13 protein-coding genes are annotated in these 18,287 nt (G+C 59.1%); 7 read left to right on the forward strand and 6 right to left on the reverse strand.

Translation table 11 applies throughout. The features are described 5' to 3' along the window. The first annotated feature begins 111 nt into the window (after positions 1 to 111). Positions 112 to 2,349: a TonB-dependent receptor gene (locus KUA11_RS11290; protein WP_217410392.1), complete on the forward strand. Its 2,238-nt coding sequence runs from the start codon at positions 112 to 114 to the stop codon at positions 2,347 to 2,349. A 44-nt stretch (positions 2,350 to 2,393) separates the two neighbouring features. On the opposite strand, the gene KUA11_RS11295 is transcribed toward KUA11_RS11290, so the two are convergent. Beyond that, entirely contained in the window at positions 2,394 to 2,657 is a 264-nt protein-coding gene (locus tag KUA11_RS11295; protein ID WP_217410393.1) for a DksA/TraR family C4-type zinc finger protein, read from the reverse strand. Between the two features lie 503 nt (positions 2,658 to 3,160). On the opposite strand from KUA11_RS11295, the gene KUA11_RS11300 reads away from it, so the two are divergent. The 5 genes from KUA11_RS11300 (at position 3,161) to KUA11_RS11320 (ending at position 8,663) form a co-directional block, all read left to right on the forward strand. After that, on the forward strand, positions 3,161 to 4,357 hold the full coding sequence (locus KUA11_RS11300; protein WP_217410394.1) for an NAD(P) transhydrogenase subunit alpha: 1,197 nt from the start codon (positions 3,161 to 3,163) through the stop codon (positions 4,355 to 4,357). Continuing rightward, entirely contained in the window at positions 4,354 to 4,686 is a 333-nt protein-coding gene (locus KUA11_RS11305) for an NAD(P) transhydrogenase subunit alpha part 2 (RefSeq protein WP_217410395.1), read from the forward strand. Before KUA11_RS11300 ends, KUA11_RS11305 begins: the two co-directional genes overlap by 4 nt. After that, complete coding sequence (locus KUA11_RS11310; RefSeq protein ID WP_217410396.1) at positions 4,683 to 6,107, forward strand: NAD(P)(+) transhydrogenase (Re/Si-specific) subunit beta; 1,425 nt, start codon at positions 4,683 to 4,685, stop codon at positions 6,105 to 6,107. Before KUA11_RS11305 ends, KUA11_RS11310 begins: the two co-directional genes overlap by 4 nt. 70 nt (positions 6,108 to 6,177) lie before the next feature. Beyond that, positions 6,178 to 7,206 carry an alcohol dehydrogenase AdhP gene (gene adhP, locus KUA11_RS11315; protein WP_048883801.1) on the forward strand — a complete coding sequence of 343 codons (1,029 nt, stop codon included), beginning with the start codon at positions 6,178 to 6,180 and terminating at the stop codon, positions 7,204 to 7,206. Positions 7,207 to 7,271: 65 nt separating this feature from the next. After that, complete coding sequence (locus KUA11_RS11320) at positions 7,272 to 8,663, forward strand: NAD-dependent succinate-semialdehyde dehydrogenase (protein ID WP_217410397.1); 1,392 nt, start codon at positions 7,272 to 7,274, stop codon at positions 8,661 to 8,663. Positions 8,664 to 8,830: 167 nt separating this feature from the next. On the opposite strand, the gene KUA11_RS11325 is transcribed toward KUA11_RS11320, so the two are convergent. The 5 genes from KUA11_RS11325 to zapE form a co-directional block, all read right to left on the reverse strand. Next, positions 8,831 to 9,643, reverse strand: coding sequence for a mechanosensitive ion channel family protein (locus KUA11_RS11325; protein ID WP_217410398.1), 813 nt, complete (start codon positions 9,641 to 9,643; stop codon positions 8,831 to 8,833). A 274-nt stretch (positions 9,644 to 9,917) separates the two neighbouring features. Next, entirely contained in the window at positions 9,918 to 11,642 is a 1,725-nt protein-coding gene (lpdA, locus tag KUA11_RS11330) for a dihydrolipoyl dehydrogenase (protein WP_217410399.1), read from the reverse strand. Between the two features lie 187 nt (positions 11,643 to 11,829). Beyond that, complete coding sequence (gene odhB, locus KUA11_RS11335) at positions 11,830 to 13,065, reverse strand: 2-oxoglutarate dehydrogenase complex dihydrolipoyllysine-residue succinyltransferase (protein WP_217410400.1); 1,236 nt, start codon at positions 13,063 to 13,065, stop codon at positions 11,830 to 11,832. A gap of 202 nt (positions 13,066 to 13,267) precedes the next feature. After that, complete coding sequence (locus KUA11_RS11340) at positions 13,268 to 16,135, reverse strand: 2-oxoglutarate dehydrogenase E1 component (RefSeq protein WP_217410401.1); 2,868 nt, start codon at positions 16,133 to 16,135, stop codon at positions 13,268 to 13,270. Between the two features lie 291 nt (positions 16,136 to 16,426). After that, complete coding sequence (gene zapE / locus KUA11_RS11345) at positions 16,427 to 17,668, reverse strand: cell division protein ZapE (RefSeq protein WP_408744190.1); 1,242 nt, start codon at positions 17,666 to 17,668, stop codon at positions 16,427 to 16,429. 187 nt (positions 17,669 to 17,855) lie between these two features. Here zapE and KUA11_RS11350 point away from each other — a divergent pair, with 187 nt between their 5' ends. Continuing rightward, positions 17,856 to 18,212: a carboxymuconolactone decarboxylase family protein gene (locus tag KUA11_RS11350; protein WP_217410402.1), complete on the forward strand. Its 357-nt coding sequence runs from the start codon at positions 17,856 to 17,858 to the stop codon at positions 18,210 to 18,212. Positions 18,213 to 18,287: the final 75 nt, after the last annotated feature.

Consider the following 18,287-nt stretch of genomic DNA (forward strand, 5'->3'; position numbering starts at 1 on the left):
CAACTCTGAGTGAGGCACACCATCACGACACATGGGTAGCCCAGCCCCATTGTTGCAATTGATTCTTAGAATCGTTATATGCGCCCGTCTGACACGAAGAGAGATGTCACCATGACTGGCCACATCACATCAGGGCTGAAAGAAAAGTTGTCGAACCGCACAACATTTCTTCTGGCAACAGCCCTCCTCTTGTCGTTGAGGATACACCCAGCCCATGCTGCCGAGAGCAGTGTGGACACCGCTGCCACTCCCTCTAAAACGCGCCCTTCCAAAACTCCTACGGCGGAAACGGAAGCGACACGTGTCGAACGCATCATCGTCACGGCGGCACGAGGAAACCGGATGTATGTCAGCAGTGGTGGCAACCTTGGCATTCTTGGAAAAAAGCGCGGCATTGACGTTCCTTTTAGCGTTCGCAACTACAAATCCTCTCTGATCGAAAATCAGCAAGCGCAAACGCTTGGGGAAGTGCTCGACAACGACCCGACCGTGCGCACCACCACCGGCTACGGCAATTTTGCGCAGGTCTTCCAAATCCGCGGAAACGTGCTCTATGGCGACGATGTCTCGATTGACGGTCTGTATGGCATTACGCCGCGTCAGCTTGTCTCACCGCAGCTTTATGACAATGTGCAGGTGCTCAACGGTGCGAACGGCTTTCTCTTCGGCGCGGCTCCGGGTGGCTCCGGTGTGGGTGGCAACATCAATCTTGAATTCAAACATGCGCGCGAAAAAGATCTGACGCGCATTACAGGCGATTACACAAGCCCCGGACGTGGTGGTGGGGCCGTTGATATCAGTCGGCGCTTTGGTGACGAGCGCCAGTTCGGCTTCCGTTTCAATGCGGCCGGCATGGATGGTTACGACGCCATCAATTTTGAAAAGCGTGACGACATTGCCCTTGGCGGAGCATTCGACTGGCACGATGAGAAAACGCGCATCAATCTCGATATGGCCTATCAGCAGCAGGATATTTACGGCGGTCGCGCTGGCATTCTGACATCCGGTCTGGACGGCGTTATCAAGGCTCCTCGCGCGCCAAGCCCCTCCCATAACTGGTCACAGAAATGGGCGTATTCCAATCTCAAATATCTGTTCGGCATGATGAACGTCGAACATGATTTTGATAAACACATTACCGCTTATGGCTCATTCGGTGCTCAGAGCGGCAATGAAATGGGAGATTATTCAACGCCGACCCTTACGAATGCCCGCACGGGCGATGCCACCATCGGCGCCATGTCCGATGCCTATAATTTCATGAACGAGAGCGTCAAAGCTGGCGTGCGGGCAAACTATACGACAGGCCCGATCAAACATGAGATCAACGCTGGCGCGGACGCCATTTGGCAGGACATTGATTCGGCCTACTCAATGAACTGGGCAAATACATACACTGGAAATATTTACGACACAAAGGCGATTAAAAATCATATCGAAGACTATTCGGGAGGAAGTCTAAAAAATCCGGGCCGCGTGGGTTTCAACAAGCTCTACAGTTTTGTCCTGTCCGACACGATGAAGTTCTGGGGAGATCGCATCGCGCTCACAGGCGGCTTTCGATTCCAGAACATCCTTGCCAATAACTATGATTATGGAACAGGGAATAAGAACGCAAGCTACGATCAACACGCATTCTCTCCCGTCATCGGGCTTGTCATCCATCCCATCAAGAACTTCGCACTGTATTTCAATCGTATTCAAGGTCTTCAGAAAGGCGATCTTGTCGGCGCGAATTATGTAAACGCGGGCTATTCATTCGCCCCTTACCAAAGCACTCAATACGAAGTCGGTGCCAAATACGACATCGGCCGCTTTGCCGTAGGACTTGCGTTCTATCAGCTTACGCGCCGTTATGGCGTAGCCGAGGCCTATGGAACCACTGGACAATCAATCTATACCATCGCCAATGAACGCGCCAAAGGCATGGAACTCACCTTCAATGGAGATATTCTCCCCGGCCTTCGCTACAACGGTGGTATCTCGCTGATCGATGCCAACACCAGAGGCGGCCCCTATAACGGAAAAACCGCCATCGGTGTGCCGAACTACATGATTAACGGCAATCTCGAATACGATGTGCCTTTCCTCAAAGGACTGACCGTTATCGGGCGTGTGGTCAGCACAGGCAAACAGCAGGTTACGGTCTCCAACTCCATGCATCTTCCCGCATGGACCCGATTTGATCTCGGCGCTCGCTATGTCTTCCTTGTCGATAAAAAGCCGATGACGGCACGCTTCAGTGTCGAGAACATCAATAACCAACGCTACTGGGCATCCGCTTATCAAGGCTATCTGACAATGGGTGAACCTCAGACCTTCAAGTTTTCGCTCTCAATGGACCTGTAAGATCAATGGATTGCCCCTCTTTTTCGCAACAAAGAGAGGGGCAATCAGCGCAACTGGCTGTCCTTGCTGCCGCGTCGGTTGATCCCACTGAATACAGGCCGTTTGTCACGCTCGGATTGGCATTCGATGCACAGTTTCACACCCGGCACGGCCTGTCGTCTGGCTTGGGGAATGTCTTCCCCACACTCCACGCACTGCATGGCGCTCTCTCCCTTGGGGATATGCGCCCGCGCGCGTTTGACCGCGTCTGCCACGGTGTCGTCGATCTGATCCTGAACGGCTCCGTCAGGAGCCCAGCCGGTAGCCATCTGCGTTTCTCCTAATATATGCAATTCCTGTTATTGCGTCTTTTGCCGGAAATATTCCACACTCGATACGACATAATACTGCGTCAGAGCGTCCTTCCATCCGTTTCTTATGCCAAGGGCATTTCTTTCCCTCTCCCCCTTTAAAGAGCAAGAAGAGGGAATATGACACAGCGGTCATGTTCCAATGCGTCCGAATGAGGAAATACCTTCCAGCCGGAAGCCCTTCCCCATTCACCGACATGAAATCTTCATATCAGTCGAAAATCGCACATGAAAAAGTGTCACTTGGCCAACGTGAAGGCCGAATGTCTTTCCTGTGCAGGGAAACTGGATGAACTACGCAATCCTGCCTTCGTTGCAGAAGTTGACACACGTCAAGGAGCCTTGCCGCACAGGTTGATAACAGAGTCGTTAGCGTCCTCGGGCGTTCGGCGGGCAAGCCCACTGGCAACGTCAGCACTTGCCGACCGCAGATAGCCACAACCCAGCATGGACAACTGATCATGAGCCTTACGATCGCCGCGATCAGGGAAAAGGACGAAGGAGAACGGCGCGTTGCGCTGGTGCCCGTCGTTGCGGAGCGCATCAAGCGTCTGGGGGCGTCCGTCGCCCTCGAAGCCGGAGCCGGTCTCACTTCCTATTTTCCCGATGCCACCTACAAGGACACCTCCATCGTGGAAGACGAGAAATCCCTCGTCGCTTCCGCCGATATCGTCCTTGCAGTGAATCCTCCCTCTCCCGACCTTGTGCAGGTCATGAAACCGGGAGCCATCCTCATCTCCTTCATCTACGGGCGCACTCATCCCGATCTGGTGAAGGCACTGCGGGACAAGAAGATTTCCTGTTTCGCAATGGAGCAGATCCCCCGTATCAGCCGCGCGCAGGCCATGGACGCCCTGTCCAGTCAGGCCACACTCGCGGGCTACTACGCGGTGCTGCTCGGCACCGTGCACATGCCCAAAATTCTCCCCATGATGACCACCGCCGTCGGCTCCCTTCGGGCCGCGCAGGTGCTGGTCATGGGCCTTGGTGTGGCCGGGCTTCAGGCGCTGGCGACCGCCCACCGTCTTGGTGCGGTGACGGAAGGCTATGACGTCCGACCGGAAACGAAGGATGAAGCCCACTCGCTGGGTGCGAAATTCGTGGATACGGGCGTGGACGCCACCGGTCAGGGCGGGTACGCCCGCGAACTGACAGACGCCGAAAAAGCCAAGGTGAAGTCGGTGCTGAGCGATCATATCGCGCGTGCCGATCTCATCGTCACCACGGCTGCCGTCCCGGGCCGTCATGCGCCGCGCCTGATCGACGCGGATCAGATCGCCCGCATGAAACCCGGCTCCGTCATCGTGGACATGGGCGCGGAAGGCGGTGGCAACTGCGAAGGCACCAAGGCGGGTGAGACGCTTCAGGTCGGTCCTGCGCTCATTATCGGTCCGACCAACCTGCCGTCCTATCTCAGCGAGCAGGCCAGTGAGTTGTATTCCAAGAACATCCTCAATCTGCTCGAACAGATCATCAAGGATGGCAAGCTGACACTGGATCTGACGGATGAAGTGATCGCCAAGACACTCGTCACCCATGACGGCAAGATCACCAATGATGGCGTGCGTGCCGTGGTCGAGGGCACACCGGCTGCCCCAGCACCTGCGGCTCCGAAGCCTTCGCCGGCCCCTGCTGCGCCGAAAGGACCGACGTCATGATCATCACATCCATGACTTTCATCATCGCCCTCTACATCTTCATGCTGGCGGCGTTCACAGGCTACGTGGTCATCAGCCGGGTGCCGTCGATCCTGCACACACCGCTGATGTCAGGCTCGAACTTCATTCACGGTATCGTCGTGGTGGGCGCGCTCAGCGCCCTGCTCTCGGCCACCACGCTGGCGGAACAGATCATCGGTTTCTTGGGTGTTCTGTTCGGCGCGGGCAACGTGATGGGCGGCTATGTCGTGACCGACCGGATGCTGGCCATGTTCAAGCCCAGCACCACCAAGCCGGCGAACAAGTCTGACGAAAAGAGCGCATCATGAATCTGCTCGAATACATTGTGGCCCTGAGCGGTCTGGTTGCGTCCGGACTGTTCATCTACGGCCTCAAGGGCATGTCTTCGCCGGTCACGGCCGTCAGAGGCATCGTCATCGCGGGCTGGGGCATGGCCTTCGTGGTCGTGGCCAGCTTCCTTCAGGTCTTCAACCTGCCCGAAGATGTGCTGCCGCATCTTCCCGTCAACCTCGGACTGGCTGTCCTTGCGCTTCTGCTGGGCGGCCTGTGGGCGGGCCGCAAGGGACGGACGGTCCCCATGACGGCCATGCCGCAGATGGTAGCGCTGTTCAACGGTATGGGCGGCGGCTCGGCCGCAGCCGTGGCAGCGGTGGCACTTCTGCACCACGCGGGCGGCTCGGCCCTGCATCTGGGCGTGACCGTCACAGGCGCGCTGATCGGCTGTATCTCACTGACCGGCTCGCTGATTGCGTGGGCCAAGCTTGACGGCAAGATGCGCAATCCCATCCGTTTCGGTGGGCAGAAGGTGTTCAACCTGGCCATCTTCCTTGGCACGATCGTGCTGGGCATCATGACCGTCATCGCGCAGATGAACGGAGCGCCGGAAGGCGGCCTGTACGCTCTCCTGTTCTTTGCTGGCGCGCTGTTCTTCGGACTGTGCATGACGGTGCCTATCGGCGGCGCGGACATGCCGGTGGTGATCTCGCTCTACAACGCCTTTACAGGTCTGGCCGTGGGTCTCGAAGGCTATGTCATGGCCGATCCCGCGCTCATGATTGCGGGCATGGTCGTGGGTTCGGCTGGCACACTGCTGACGGTGCTGATGGCGAAAGCCATGAACCGTTCGATCACCAACGTGCTGTTCAGCAACTTCGGCGCGGCTTCCCAGCAGGCCAAGGGACCGCAGGGCGAGATGAAATCGGTCGATCCGGCCGATGCCGCCACCACCATGCGCTATGCGTCGAGCGTCATCATCATTCCGGGCTACGGTCTGGCGGTGGCTCAGGCGCAGCAGAAGCTCTACGAGTTCGTGAAGCTGCTTCAGGCAGCGGGCGTGGACGTGAAGTTCGCCATCCACCCTGTTGCGGGTCGCATGCCCGGTCACATGAACGTGCTGCTCGCCGAAGCCGGCGTGCCGTACGACATGATCTACGACATGGACGACATCAACGACAGCTTCAAATCCACTGACGTTGCGCTCGTGATTGGCGCCAACGACGTGGTTAACCCCTCCGCACGCACGGACAAGTCCTCCCCCATCTACGGCATGCCGATCCTCAACGCCGATCAGGCGCATCAGGTCTTCGTCATCAAACGTGGTCAGGGCACGGGCTATTCGGGCGTGCAGAACCCGCTGTTCTTCGCGAAGAACTGCTCGATGGTCTTTGGTGACGCACAAGCCGTGCTGAGCAAGATGGTCGAAGCCGTGAAGGCACTGGGAACCAACTGATCCCTGCCCCTGCCACTCCGGTGGCAGGGTTTTTCATTTCAGGGATCGGACAAAAGAAAGGAAAAGGGACATGGCAGGCAAGATGAAAGCGGCGGTCGCCCACGAATTCGGCAAACCGCTGACAATCGAAGAGCTGGACATTCCCACGATCAATCAGAACCAGATTCTGGTGAAGGTTGACGCCTGTGGCGTCTGTCACACGGACCTGCACGCCGTGAGTGGCGACTGGCCCACCAAACCCAAACCCCCATTCATCCCCGGCCACGAGGGCGTGGGCCACGTCGTGCAGGTTGGCAGCAACGTCAACTGGATCAAGGAAGGCGATGTGGTCGGCGTCCCGTGGCTGTATTCGAGCTGCGGTCATTGCGAGCACTGTCTGGGCGGCTGGGAAACGCTGTGTGAAAAGCAGCAAGACACGGGCTACACCGTGAACGGCTGCTTCGCGGAATATGTCGTGGCCGACCCGAACTACGTGGCACACATTCCCAAAGGCGTAGACCCGATCCAGATCGCACCAGTGCTGTGCGCGGGTCTGACAGTCTATAAAGGTCTTAAAATGACCGACACCAAGCCCGGTGACTGGGTGGCGGTCTCAGGCGTGGGCGGTCTGGGCCAGATGGCCATCCAGTACGGCGTGGCCATGGGCAAAAACATGATCGCCGTCGATATCGATGACACAAAACTGAAGACCGCCAAGGAACTGGGCGCGGCGCTGACCGTAAATGCCAAGGACACAGACCCCGCGGCCTTCGTGCAAAAGGAAGTCGGCGGCGCGCATGGCGCGCTGGTGACGGCCGTCTCCCGTATCGCCTTTTCACAGGCCATGGGCTATGCACGACGCGGTGGAACGATTGTTCTCAATGGCCTGCCGCCGGGTGAATTTCCGGTGTCGATCTTCGACATGGTCATGACGGGAACAACGGTCCGCGGATCCATCGTGGGCACGCGTCTCGACATGATCGAGGCGCTGTCCTTCTTTGCTGAGGGAAAGATTCACAGCGTTGTGAAGCCCGACAAACTGGAGAACATCAACCGCATCTTCGACGACCTCGAACATGGTCGCATCGACGGACGCGTGGTGCTCGACTTCCGGAACTGACGTGCTTACCGTGCCTGTCCTCAGGCACGGGTTTCCCCTCGCGCAGAAGAAAAAAGGAACAGAGGATGGCCTACGCAACAACCAATCCGTTCACGAATGAACAGATCAAGGTGTTCCCCAATTCGACCGATGCCGAGATCAACACGGCACTGGATGCAGCCCACAGCGCTTTCCTGTCGTGGCGCACGACCTCCTTCGCCGAGCGCGCGAAGGTCATGCAGAACGCTGCCGACATCCTGCGTGCCAACATCGACGATTACTCCAAGCTGCTGACGCTGGAAATGGGCAAGATCTTCGCAGAATCCAAGGCCGAGACGGAACTGTCTGCCGCGATCTTCGAATACTATGCCAAGAACGCCGAGAAGCTGCTGGTCCCGCAGGATCTGCCCGTCGCCAGCAAGGACGAAGGCCGCGCGAAAGTGATCCATCAGCCGCTGGGCGTGCTACTGGCCGTCGAGCCGTGGAACTTTCCGTTCTATCAGGTCGCGCGCATCATCGCGCCGCAGCTCTCCGCCGGCAACACGGTCGTCCTCAAGCACGCTTCCAACGTGCCGCAGTGTGCTGCCGCCATGGACGAGTTGATGATCAAGGCAGGTCTGCCCAAAGGCGCGTTTCAGAACCTCTACCCCACGCACGATCAGGTCTCGCGCATCCTTGCCGACCACCGCGTGCGCGGTCTGGCTCTGACAGGCTCCGAAGGTGCTGGCGCACGTCTGGCTTCCGAAGCCGGTCAGGCGCTGAAGAAGTGTACCATGGAACTGGGTGGCGCAGACGCCTTCATCGTGCTGGAAGATGCCGATCTGGAGAAGACCGTAAACTGGGCCGTCTTCGGACGTCACTGGAACGCCGGTCAGGTCTGTGTGTCCTCCAAACGCCTGATCGTCGTGGACGGTGTCTATGACGAGTTCGTCAAGCGCTACCGCGAGGGCGTGTCCAAGCTGAAAATGGGCGACCCGATGGACCCCGCCACGACGCTGGCTCCGCTGTCTTCGCAGAAAGCTGCTGACGATCTGAAAAAGCAGGTCGAAGGTGCGGTTGCCGCAGGTGCGAAAGCGGAAGAAATCCCGCTGGAAATGCCCAATCAGGGTGCGTTCTTCCGTCCGGTGATCCTCACCAACCTCAAGGACGACAACCCGGCGATGCGCGAAGAGTTCTTCGGCCCCGTCACGCTGCTGTTCCGCGTGAAGGACGAAGCCGAGGCGATCCGCGTGGCCAATGACAGCCCGTATGGTCTTGGCGGTTCGGTCTTCACCAAGGACGAAGCCCGCGGCGAGCGCGTGGCCGAGCAGATCGAGACCGGCATGGTCTACATCAACCATCCGACAATGGTGAAGGCAGACCTGCCGTTCGGTGGTGTGCTGCGTTCCGGCTTCGGCCGTGAGCTGATCGACCTCGGCATCAAGGAGTTCGTCAACCACAAGCTGATCGACGTCGTCGATATCGACGCGCCGTTCTGATTGCGGTGACGGGAGCGACTTTTTCGGTCGCTCCACTCTGAATGTAAAAAGGCCCGGTCTCGCAGTTTGCGGAACCGGGCCTTTTTTATGTACCCACATCGGAAGGCAGAGAGATCAATGATCGGTTATCTCTTCACCCTTTTTTCTAAAACCCGACCCAGCATGCTTCATGCTGCCGCTCGCGCCGTTACGCCAAGACGATAGCCAGCTTTCTGAAGCACTTTGATGGATTCCTCGGAATATTTTCCAACCAGTGATGAAACATCGCCCGGAGCGCACCAGAACCCAAGCGTCACCTGAATATTTGCAGGCTTCGGAAGGAAGGAAACCGAAGGTGCTGGATCTTTAAGCACCCGTTCGTCCTGCTCCGTTAACCCCAGAAGCAGCGCGCGAGCCTTGTCGAGATCGTCATTGTAATCGATCAGCAAACTGACAGACCCCAGAAGCCTTTCCGACTCCGAACTGTTGACGACGATGTTGTTCGACAATGTTCCGTTGGGGATAAAGATTATTTCGTTATTCGCATCGAGCAGAACAGTGCGGAACATCTCGATCGATGTCACCGTACCGGAGCTTCCCCCTGCCGTGATTGAATCTCCCACCTTGAATGGGCGAAACAGAAGAATCAAAACACCACCAGCAAAGTTCGCAAGACTACCCTGCAATGCCATGCCGACCGCCAGACCCGCAGCACCGAGAACCGCGACAAACGACGTCGTCGCAATGCCGACCATGGACGCCACGCTGATCAGCAGAAGAGCTTTCAGAAACAGCCCGACGACACTCAGCAAAAACCCACGCAGTGTCGGCTCTATATGACTTGCTGACATCATGCGGCCCATTGCGCGGGTCACTGCGTTGACAAGTTTCCAACCGATAAAAAGAACAATCAAGGCCAGTATAAACTGCCCCACATATCCGAGCACGACAGGCAAAAGCCCATTCAATTGTGACCAGACGGAATAAACCTGATTTCCCATAACCGTCCCTGAAGTATCGTTTGCGTTTGTCGCGCCACAATGCGCAACGTTCGCCTTCTCGAAACATCGTAGGATATTTCTGTGCTGCCCGTCACCATTCCGCTGTTACGGGATTATTGCAGAGGTGCGTCCCGCCCTTCGCCTCCGGCCACTTTCGGCAAAACAGAACCAAACGCCGTTCAACAAAAAAAGCGGAGACAGCGTTTCCGCCATCTCCGCTCCACAAACTGTACGCCTCTCCGAAATATCATTCAGGACGCGATAGTTTCTGTCTTCAGATATTCAACGATCCACCGTTCACACCGAGTGCTGCTTCCTTCACCGCCTCGCTCAGCGTCGGATGAGCATGACACACGCGACCGATATCCTCGGACGATGCCCCAAACTCGATCGCCATCGTGCATTCAGCAATCAGTTCACCCGCACACGGCCCGATGATGTGTACACCCAGAACACGATCTGTCTTGGCATCTGCAATGACTTTTACGAAGCCGTCCGTCATGCCCAATGCACGCGCACGTCCGTTCGCCATGAAGGGGAACTTGCCGACCTTATAAGCGACACCCTTTTCCTTCAGTTGCTCTTCGCTGAAGCCCACTGTCGCCACTTCCGGCCATGTATAAATCACGCCCGGAATGGCGTCATAGTTCACATGCCCAGCCTGACCGGCGAGAATTTCGGCAACTGCCACACCCTCTTCCTCGGCCTTGTGCGCCAGCATCGGGCCACGGATCACATCGCCAATGGCGTAAATGCCGGGAGCGCTCGTCGCGAAGTGATCGTCCACTTCAATACGACCACGGTTGTCGAGCGCAATGCCCGCTTCTTTCAGCCCCATGTTTTCACTGGCCGCCGTGCGTCCAATGGCCAGCAGCACGATATCCGCATCCAGCGTCTCCACTGCACCACCGGCCGACGGCTCCACCGAAAGCTTCACGCCTTTCCCGGTCTTTTCCGCCTTCGTGACCTTGTGACCCAATTTCAGCTTGAGACCCTGCTTGGTCAGGATCTTGCGGAACGCCGCTTCGATCTCATTGTCCGTGCCGGGAATCAAGCGATCGAGGAACTCGATAACCGTGACATCGGCGCCCAGACGGTGCCACACGCTGCCAAGCTCAAGGCCGATCACGCCACCGCCGATGACGACCAGCTTCTTCGGCACCGCCGAGAGTTCCAGCGCACCCGTGGAGGTGACGATGGTTTTCTCGTCCACATCGACACCCTTCAGGCCCGCACTGTCGCTGCCCGAAGCAATGATGATGTGCTTTGCCGTCACAGGCTTGCCCGCAACGGTCAGCTTACCCGTGCCCTGAATCTTGCCTTCACCCTTGAGCCAGGTGATGCCGTTCTTCTTGAAGAGATATTCCACGCCCTTGACGTTGGCTTCGACAATGCCGGACTTGCGCTTCTGCATCTGGGCCAGATTCAGCTTGATGCCTTCGATGTCGATGCCATGCGTGGCGAATTCGGTCTTGGCCGCGTGATAGTTCTCGGATGACTGAAGCAGCGCCTTGGACGGAATGCAGCCCACGTTCAGGCAGGTGCCACCAAGTGTCGCGCGCTTCTCAACACACGCCACCTTGAATCCAAGCTGAGCCGCGCGGATGGCACAGACATAACCGCCGGGACCAGCACCGATCACCACGATATCGTAATCGGTCTCGGACGGCGCTTCGGAAGCGGCGGGAGCTGGCTTTTTCGCGGCCACAGGAGCCTCGGCCTTCGGGGCCGGAGCGGCGGCCGGTTTGGATGCGGCCTTCGCGCCCTCCGACAGCGTGGCCAGCACTGCACCGACCTCGACCTCATCGCCTTCCTTGGCAACGTGGCTTTCCAGCACACCCGTAGCCGGAGCCGGAACCTCGACAGTCACCTTGTCGGTTTCCAATTCGACCACCGGCTCGTCCACCGCAACCGCGTCTCCCGGCTGCTTGAGCCACTTGCCAACCGTGGCCGAGGTGACGCTTTCGCCGAGTGCCGGAACCTTGATCTCGATAGCCATGTTTCTCCGTCCCGCTTGAAACCGATCGACGCCCGTCGTGTCAGCACGGCGCATGCGCGTCCATCGTCAGGTATGGTGCGCCCCGGCCCTGACGGCGCCGGAACGTGGAAAGCCCGATGACTTCCCCTCAACAGACAAAGGCGCGCCTCCGGTCCAACGGACCGCAGACACGCCCTCTGCCTTAACTTCAGAGTCCGAGCAGAAGGCTGCGCGGCTCCTCAACATACTTCTTCACCGCCACGAGGAAACTGACCGCTTCCTTTCCGTCCACAATGCGGTGGTCATAGGACAGCGCCACATACATGATCGGGCGTATCTCGACCTTGCCGTTCACGGCGACCGGACGATCCACGATGTTGTGCATCCCCAGAATGCCCGACTGCGGCGCGTTCAGGATCGGCGTGGACAGCATGGAGCCATAGATGCCACCATTGGTGATGGAGAAGGTGCCGCCTGCCAGATCATCGATCTTAAGCGTGCCTTCCCGCGCTGCCTTGCCAAAGCCCGCGATCTTCTTCTCGATCTCGGCATGGCTCAGCTTCTCGGCGTCCTTGATCACCGGCACGACCAGACCGTTCGGGCCGCCCACGGCAATGCCGAGATTGACAAAGTTGCGATAGATGACGTCCTCGCCATCGATCTCGGCATTGATCGCCGGGAACTCAGCCAGAGCCGCGATCACGGCCTTCGAGAAAATCGACATGAAGCCCAGCTTCACACCGTATTTCTTGACGAAGAGATCCTGAAAATCGACGCGCATCTGCTTGGCCGCCGACATGTCGATCTCGTTGAAGGTCGTCAGCATCGCCGCCGTGTTCTGCGCGTCTTTCAGACGGCGCGCAATCGTACGACGCAGGCGCGTCATTTTCACACGCTCTTCACGCGGATCGTCCTGACGCGGCGGCTTGGCCGGAGCCTGTGTAGCAACAGAAGGCTGTGTCAGAAACGCCTGCACATCGCCCTTGGTGATACGACCATCCTTGCCGGAACCGCTGCCGATCTGCTGTGCCGAGAGATTGTTCTCCGCCATCAGCTTGCGGGCAGACGGAAGAGCGGCGGCGGCATCGACCTCGGGAGCCGCAGATTTCGTCGCCGGGGCTGGTGCGGCTTTCGCGGCAGGGGCCGGAGCCTTGGGTGCTTCGGCCTTCGGAGCCGGAGCGGGCTTGGCGGCCGTCTTGCCCGAAGCACCGGGCTCAAGGGTGGTCAGAACCGTGCCAACCTCGACCTCGTCCCCTTCCTTGACTGCGGGCTGCCCGAGAACTCCGGCCTGTGGGGCCGGAACCTCGACCGTGACCTTGTCTGTTTCGAGTTCAGCAACGGGCTCGTCTTCCGCGACCTGATCGCCCGCCTTCTTCAGCCACTTCGCAACAGTCGCCGACGTGACACTCTCGCCCAGCGTCGGCACCTTGATCTCGACTGACATCTCGCTTCCACTTCCCTTTTCGAATCCACGTGTTGCAGCTCTTTCAACCCGCAACCCGGCGTCCTCGCGTTATGCCGCCATCCGGCAGTCATCGGAATTCACGCACCCGGCACCTGTCATCACGTCTGCGAGACAGCTACGCGAGCGGTCATACCTTGGGAACCGGAGCCCCATCATGGCAGCCCGGCTCCCCCTCTCTCCATCACAGCCCCACCGCGTCTTTCACGAGAGCCGCCTGCTCCGCCGCATGCGTCTTGGCCAGACCCGTCGCCGGGCTGGCCGCCGCCGCACGACCGACATAGATCGGACGCCCGACTTTGTGTCCGGCCTTGTCCAGCGCGCCCTCGATCAGACGATCCACAAAGTGCCAACCACCACCGTTGCGGGTTTCTTCCTGGCACCACACGATGTCTTTCGCATTGGGATAGCGCTTCAGTTCCGCCGCCAGTTCGGCCTCGGGGAACGGATAGAACTGCTCCAGACGGATGATCGCCACCTTGTCCAGCTTCTGGTCGCGGCGCTCCTGAAGCAGGTCGTAATAGACCTTGCCCGAGCAGATCACGACACGCTCGACTGCAGTGTCGGTCAGGGCATCGATCTCTCCGATCACCGGGAGGAAACTCGTACCCGTCTCGAATGCGGACAGTTCGGACACCGCCAGCTTGTGACGCAGCAGTGACTTCGGCTCCATCAGGATCAGCGGCTTGCGGTAAGGCAGCTTGAGCTGACGACGCAGCGCATGGAAATAGTTCGCAGGCGTCGTGATGTTGCACACGAACATGTTGTCTTCGGCGCAAAGCTGGAGATAGCGCTCCAGACGGGCGGAGGAATGCTCCGGTCCCTGCCCCTCATACCCATGCGGCAACAGCATCACGAGGCCGGACATCCGCAGCCACTTCGTCTCACCCGAGGCGATGAACTGATCGATGATGACCTGTGCGCCATTGGCGAAGTCACCGAACTGCGCTTCCCACAATACCAGCGTGTTGGGGTTGTGCATGGTGTAGCCATACTCGAAGCCCAGCACACCGAACTCGGAAAGATGCGAGTTCCAGATATCGATTTTCGCCTGAGCGTCATCGATATGGTTGAGCAGCGTGTAAGGCGCCTGCGTCGTCTGATCGAACACCACGGCATGACGCTGACTGAACGTGCCGCGCTGCACGTCTTCACCCGACAGACGCACGCGGTGTTTCTCGAGCAGGAGGGAGCCCAAGCCCAGCGCCTCACCCGTGGCCCAGTCGATGCCCTCACCCGTCTCGATGGCTTTTGTCTTAGCCTTGAGCTGACGCGCAATCTTGCTGTTGAGATCGAAGCCTTCCGGCACTTTCGTGATGGCCGCGCCAATTTTCAGAAGCGCATCCTTGGAGATGCCGGTCTCGACCTTGGCCACTTCTCCCGCCTTGGGTGGCGCCGTCAGTCCGGTCCAGCCTCCCTCCAGCCAGTCGGCTTTGTTCACCTTGTAGGACTGGGCCGCCTTGAAGTCCTCATCCAGCTTGGCGTGGAAAGCATCCCACTGCGCCTTTACCTCGTCCTCGGACAACACGCCCGACTTCACCAGATGTTCGGCATAGATCGTATGCGGCGTCGCATGCGCACCAATGGCCTTGTACATCACAGGCTGCGTGAAGGCCGGCTCATCCGTCTCATTATGGCCGTTGCGACGGTAACAGACGATATCGAGCACGATGTCGCTGGCAAATTTCTGCCGGTAATCCGCTGCCAGACGCGAGACATAGACCACCGCTTCAGCGTCATCGCCATTGACGTGCAGTACCGGGGCCTCGATGGCCTTGGCCATGTCGGAACCGTAGATGCCGGAATGGCCGTTTACCGGGTTGGTGGTGAAGCCGATCTGATTGTTGACGATGATGTGGACGGATCCACCGGTGCGATAGCCCTCAAGCTGCGACATCGACAGCGTCTCGTACACCACGCCCTGACCGGCGAAAGCCGCGTCCCCGTGGATCTGGATCGCCATATGCGACAGGCGCGTCTCAGTGTCGCCGTCATCGTCCTGCGCCGCGCGCACCTTACCGCACACCACGGGATCGACCGCTTCCAGATGCGAAGGATTGGGCTGGAGCGAAATATGGACCGGGTGACCACCAATCTCCACGTCCGTGGAGGAGCCAAGATGGTATTTCACATCCCCTGACCCCGCCACGTTATCGGGCTTGAACGACCCACCTGCGAATTCGTTGAAGATCGCCACGTACGGCTTGCGCACCACATTGACGAGGGTGTTCAGACGGCCACGATGCGCCATGCCGATAGCTACGGATTTCACACCCTGCTGCGCCACCTGATCGATGACAGCGTGAAGAGCCGGGATCGAGACCTCGCCCCCCTCAAGACCGAACCGCTTTGCCCCGACATACCGCTTCTGGCAGAAGGACTCGAAACCTTCCGCTTCCGTCAGATTGGCGAGGATTGCCTTCTGTTCCTCGACCGTGACACTAGCCTGCCAGTTGTCGCCTTCAAGCCGCGCCCGGAACCACTCGCGCTGCTCCTCGTTGCGGGCATACATGTATTCCGCGCCGATCGGACCGCAATACACGCCGCGCAGGGCCGCCACGATCTCCTTGACTGTAGCCGTATCGCGCCCCTTGAGCAGCGGTGAGAGCAGGCTGCCGACATAGACGGGGCGGTCCAGATCCTTGGCGCCAAAGCCATAGGTCGTCGGATCAAGCTCAACGGCGGGAGCCGGAACCTTCAACCCGAGAGGATCGGTCCGCGCTTCCAGATGACCAAACTCACGGAACGCCCGCACGAGTTGCGCTACGGCCAGACTATCGGATGCCGAAAGACCTGCGGCTTTCCCAGTCCCCTTGGCGCCGGCGGGAACCGCTGGCGGTTCATCTCCGGTGATGATGGACTGGTGCGGCGCCCAGGAGGCCCCCGCCGCATCCTTGAGGATTGAAGCGCTCTCGTCGTCCATCGACGCGAACAGATCCGCGAAAGAGGGATCGACGCTTTTGGGATCCTGTGCCCATCGTGCGTAAAGATCCGCCACGTAGGCGATGTTGCTGCCGTTGAGCGCAGCCGTTAGGAGATCGCTGCCCGCCATCTTCAGAACACTCCCTTGTCTCGTCCGTGGCCTGCGGGAGTGGCGTGGCATGCCACCGCCGGATACCGGCCCGTCAGCCGTTCCCGCATGACTGTTGATTCAGATGTTGAAGAACCGGTAACGCCTGCAGAGGCGTCGTGCACTGATCCGTCGTTTTTTGCCGTGACTGTCGTCATGACCCGCACGCCTTCGTTTCCGCCGGATCGAGGGACCCGGTTCCAACCCGCCGATGCCGGGTCGCCTGAAAGATCAGCTAGACCGCGCCGGAAGGGGGAACAAGACCACGGGCTGTCACGGTCTGGAGAGGCACCCTCCCGGCGCGTGCGCACGGGCCAGCCAGCTCTCGCTGCTCATCTCCATCAGACGTGAGGCCGTGCGCGCGAAGGCGTCCGCACCTTCTCCCGCCGGGAAAAGATCGTCGGGGCGCGCATCCGCCGAGACAAACAGCAGATTTCCGTTGTCGTAGAGCGCATCAATGAAGGTGATGAATCGCCGCGCCACGTTGGCGTCGTCCGGCCCAAGCTCGGGAATGTCGTCGATCACGATCACGGGAAAACGATGCGCGATGGCCAGAAAATCGTTGGGGCCAAGAGGGCGACTACACAGTGACGTGAAATCGAACCGTGCAACCGGTCCCTGTGCGTGCGGAATGGGCAGACTCCGTCCACTGAACTCCAGAGTGACGGCCTGAGGCGTATGTCCCTGCCCATAACGCGCCACGATGTTGTCGAGCCGCCTGCGCGCCGTCTCGTCCGCCGGCACGATCCATGTCGCGTCATCCTGCTCGCGTCCGCGTCGGTAATCGGTCTCCGAATCGAGTTCTTCCGTGTCCAGATGCCGCTGGATGATCGCGATGAACGGCTTGAAAGCGTCCGCGCCCGGGCGGTTCTGGAACAGATCGCCCGGCACGGTGTTGGAGGTGGCCACAATCACCACCTTGGCCGCGAACAAAGCCTCGAACAGCCGGCCGAGAATCATGGCGTCTGCGATATCGTTGATCTGGAACTCGTCAAAACACAGCAGATTGGCGTCCTGCGCGATGGTCTGGGCCAGAGGTGGAATCGGGTCGCTGATGCCCGGATTCGCCTGTTTGAGAGCGCGAATCCGCTGATGCACTTCCTGCATGAAGGTCAGGAAATGGATGCGCTGCTTCTTCGCCACCGGCGCGCAGGAGAAGAACAGGTCCATGAGCATCGTCTTGCCGCGGCCCACGCGGCCCACGATGTACACACCCCGGGGCGGCTCCTGATCCTTTGCCCCACCTTTTTCGAACAACTCAGGGAGCTTTTCGCTGACGAAGCCCCATAATCCCTTGCGCTTCGGCACGGGTGGCGCCGCCTTCTCAGGATGCCAGACAGACAACTCCGACCACAGACGGTCCAACCGTCGCGCTACGCGCTCCTGATCGGGATCGCGCCGGAGCGTTCCCGCCGCCACGCGCTCCTCATACAGCGCATAAGGCCCTTTTGTTCCTGCGGTGGCGGTTCCACGGAGCTGGGCACGATCAGGAGTGGCATCATTCATGGCATTCATGATTCTGCCGATAGCCGGGCGCTGGCGCACCAGCAAGAGAAGCCGCCTTTTCACACCGGCTCGTGACGACGTTTCACGCAGTGGTGAAACCGCCTCCATTCCCTTTCGCGTTACCACAACGGCATTGGAGTGCGGCCATCAAGCCGGACGCTCCTCCTCATTTCCCATGTAATTCAAGGATATGTTCATGAGCGACTGGACAGACTGGAACGAGCGTCGTGCGCATCTGGGAAAAGCCATCGGCAATTACGCCTCTGTCTCGCCCGATACGGTGTCGGCAATCGTCTCTCTAAACGGCGCGGGAGAGAAAAGCGGCCATCTGGATGGCAAGACACGCGAACTGATCGCCCTTGCCGTGGCGGCCACAACACGCTGCGACGGCTGCATCACCATCCATGCGGAAGAAGCCGTCAAAGCTGGCGCCACACGCGAAGAAATCGGGGAAGCGCTGAGCGTCGCCATTGCGCTCAATGCGGGCGCGGCGCTCGTTTATTCCACCCGCATCATGGACGCCTTCGACGCCGCTGTTGCGGGGAAAAAGTAAGACACGGCTCTCTGCTCAAAGCACAAAAAAGGCCGGAGCACCGCTGCTCCGGCCTTTTTTAAATCGAATCTACGT

The organism is Acetobacter estunensis (genome assembly GCF_019083805.1).
Classification (GTDB): Bacteria; Pseudomonadota; Alphaproteobacteria; order Acetobacterales; family Acetobacteraceae; genus Acetobacter; species Acetobacter estunensis_A.

What these genes read in the sequence shown, in the direction of transcription:
- KUA11_RS11340 (WP_217410401.1), bottom strand. Translation starts at nt 16,135, where the DNA reads ATGGCGGGCAGCGATCTCCTAACGGCTGCGCTCAACGGCAGCAACATC.
- KUA11_RS11325 (WP_217410398.1), bottom strand. Translation starts at nt 9,643, where the DNA reads ATGGGAAATCAGGTTTATTCCGTCTGGTCACAATTGAATGGGCTTTTG.
- KUA11_RS11350 (WP_217410402.1), top strand. Translation starts at nt 17,856, where the DNA reads ATGAGCGACTGGACAGACTGGAACGAGCGTCGTGCGCATCTGGGAAAA.
- lpdA (WP_217410399.1), bottom strand. Translation starts at nt 11,642, where the DNA reads ATGGCTATCGAGATCAAGGTTCCGGCACTCGGCGAAAGCGTCACCTCG.
- KUA11_RS11290 (WP_217410392.1), top strand. Translation starts at nt 112, where the DNA reads ATGACTGGCCACATCACATCAGGGCTGAAAGAAAAGTTGTCGAACCGC.
- KUA11_RS11310 (WP_217410396.1), top strand. Translation starts at nt 4,683, where the DNA reads ATGAATCTGCTCGAATACATTGTGGCCCTGAGCGGTCTGGTTGCGTCC.
- odhB (WP_217410400.1), bottom strand. Translation starts at nt 13,065, where the DNA reads ATGTCAGTCGAGATCAAGGTGCCGACGCTGGGCGAGAGTGTCACGTCG.
- KUA11_RS11305 (WP_217410395.1), top strand. Translation starts at nt 4,354, where the DNA reads ATGATCATCACATCCATGACTTTCATCATCGCCCTCTACATCTTCATG.
- KUA11_RS11295 (WP_217410393.1), bottom strand. Translation starts at nt 2,657, where the DNA reads ATGGCTACCGGCTGGGCTCCTGACGGAGCCGTTCAGGATCAGATCGAC.
- KUA11_RS11320 (WP_217410397.1), top strand. Translation starts at nt 7,272, where the DNA reads ATGGCCTACGCAACAACCAATCCGTTCACGAATGAACAGATCAAGGTG.
- KUA11_RS11300 (WP_217410394.1), top strand. Translation starts at nt 3,161, where the DNA reads ATGAGCCTTACGATCGCCGCGATCAGGGAAAAGGACGAAGGAGAACGG.
- zapE (WP_408744190.1), bottom strand. Translation starts at nt 17,668, where the DNA reads ATGAATGCCATGAATGATGCCACTCCTGATCGTGCCCAGCTCCGTGGA.
- adhP (WP_048883801.1), top strand. Translation starts at nt 6,178, where the DNA reads ATGGCAGGCAAGATGAAAGCGGCGGTCGCCCACGAATTCGGCAAACCG.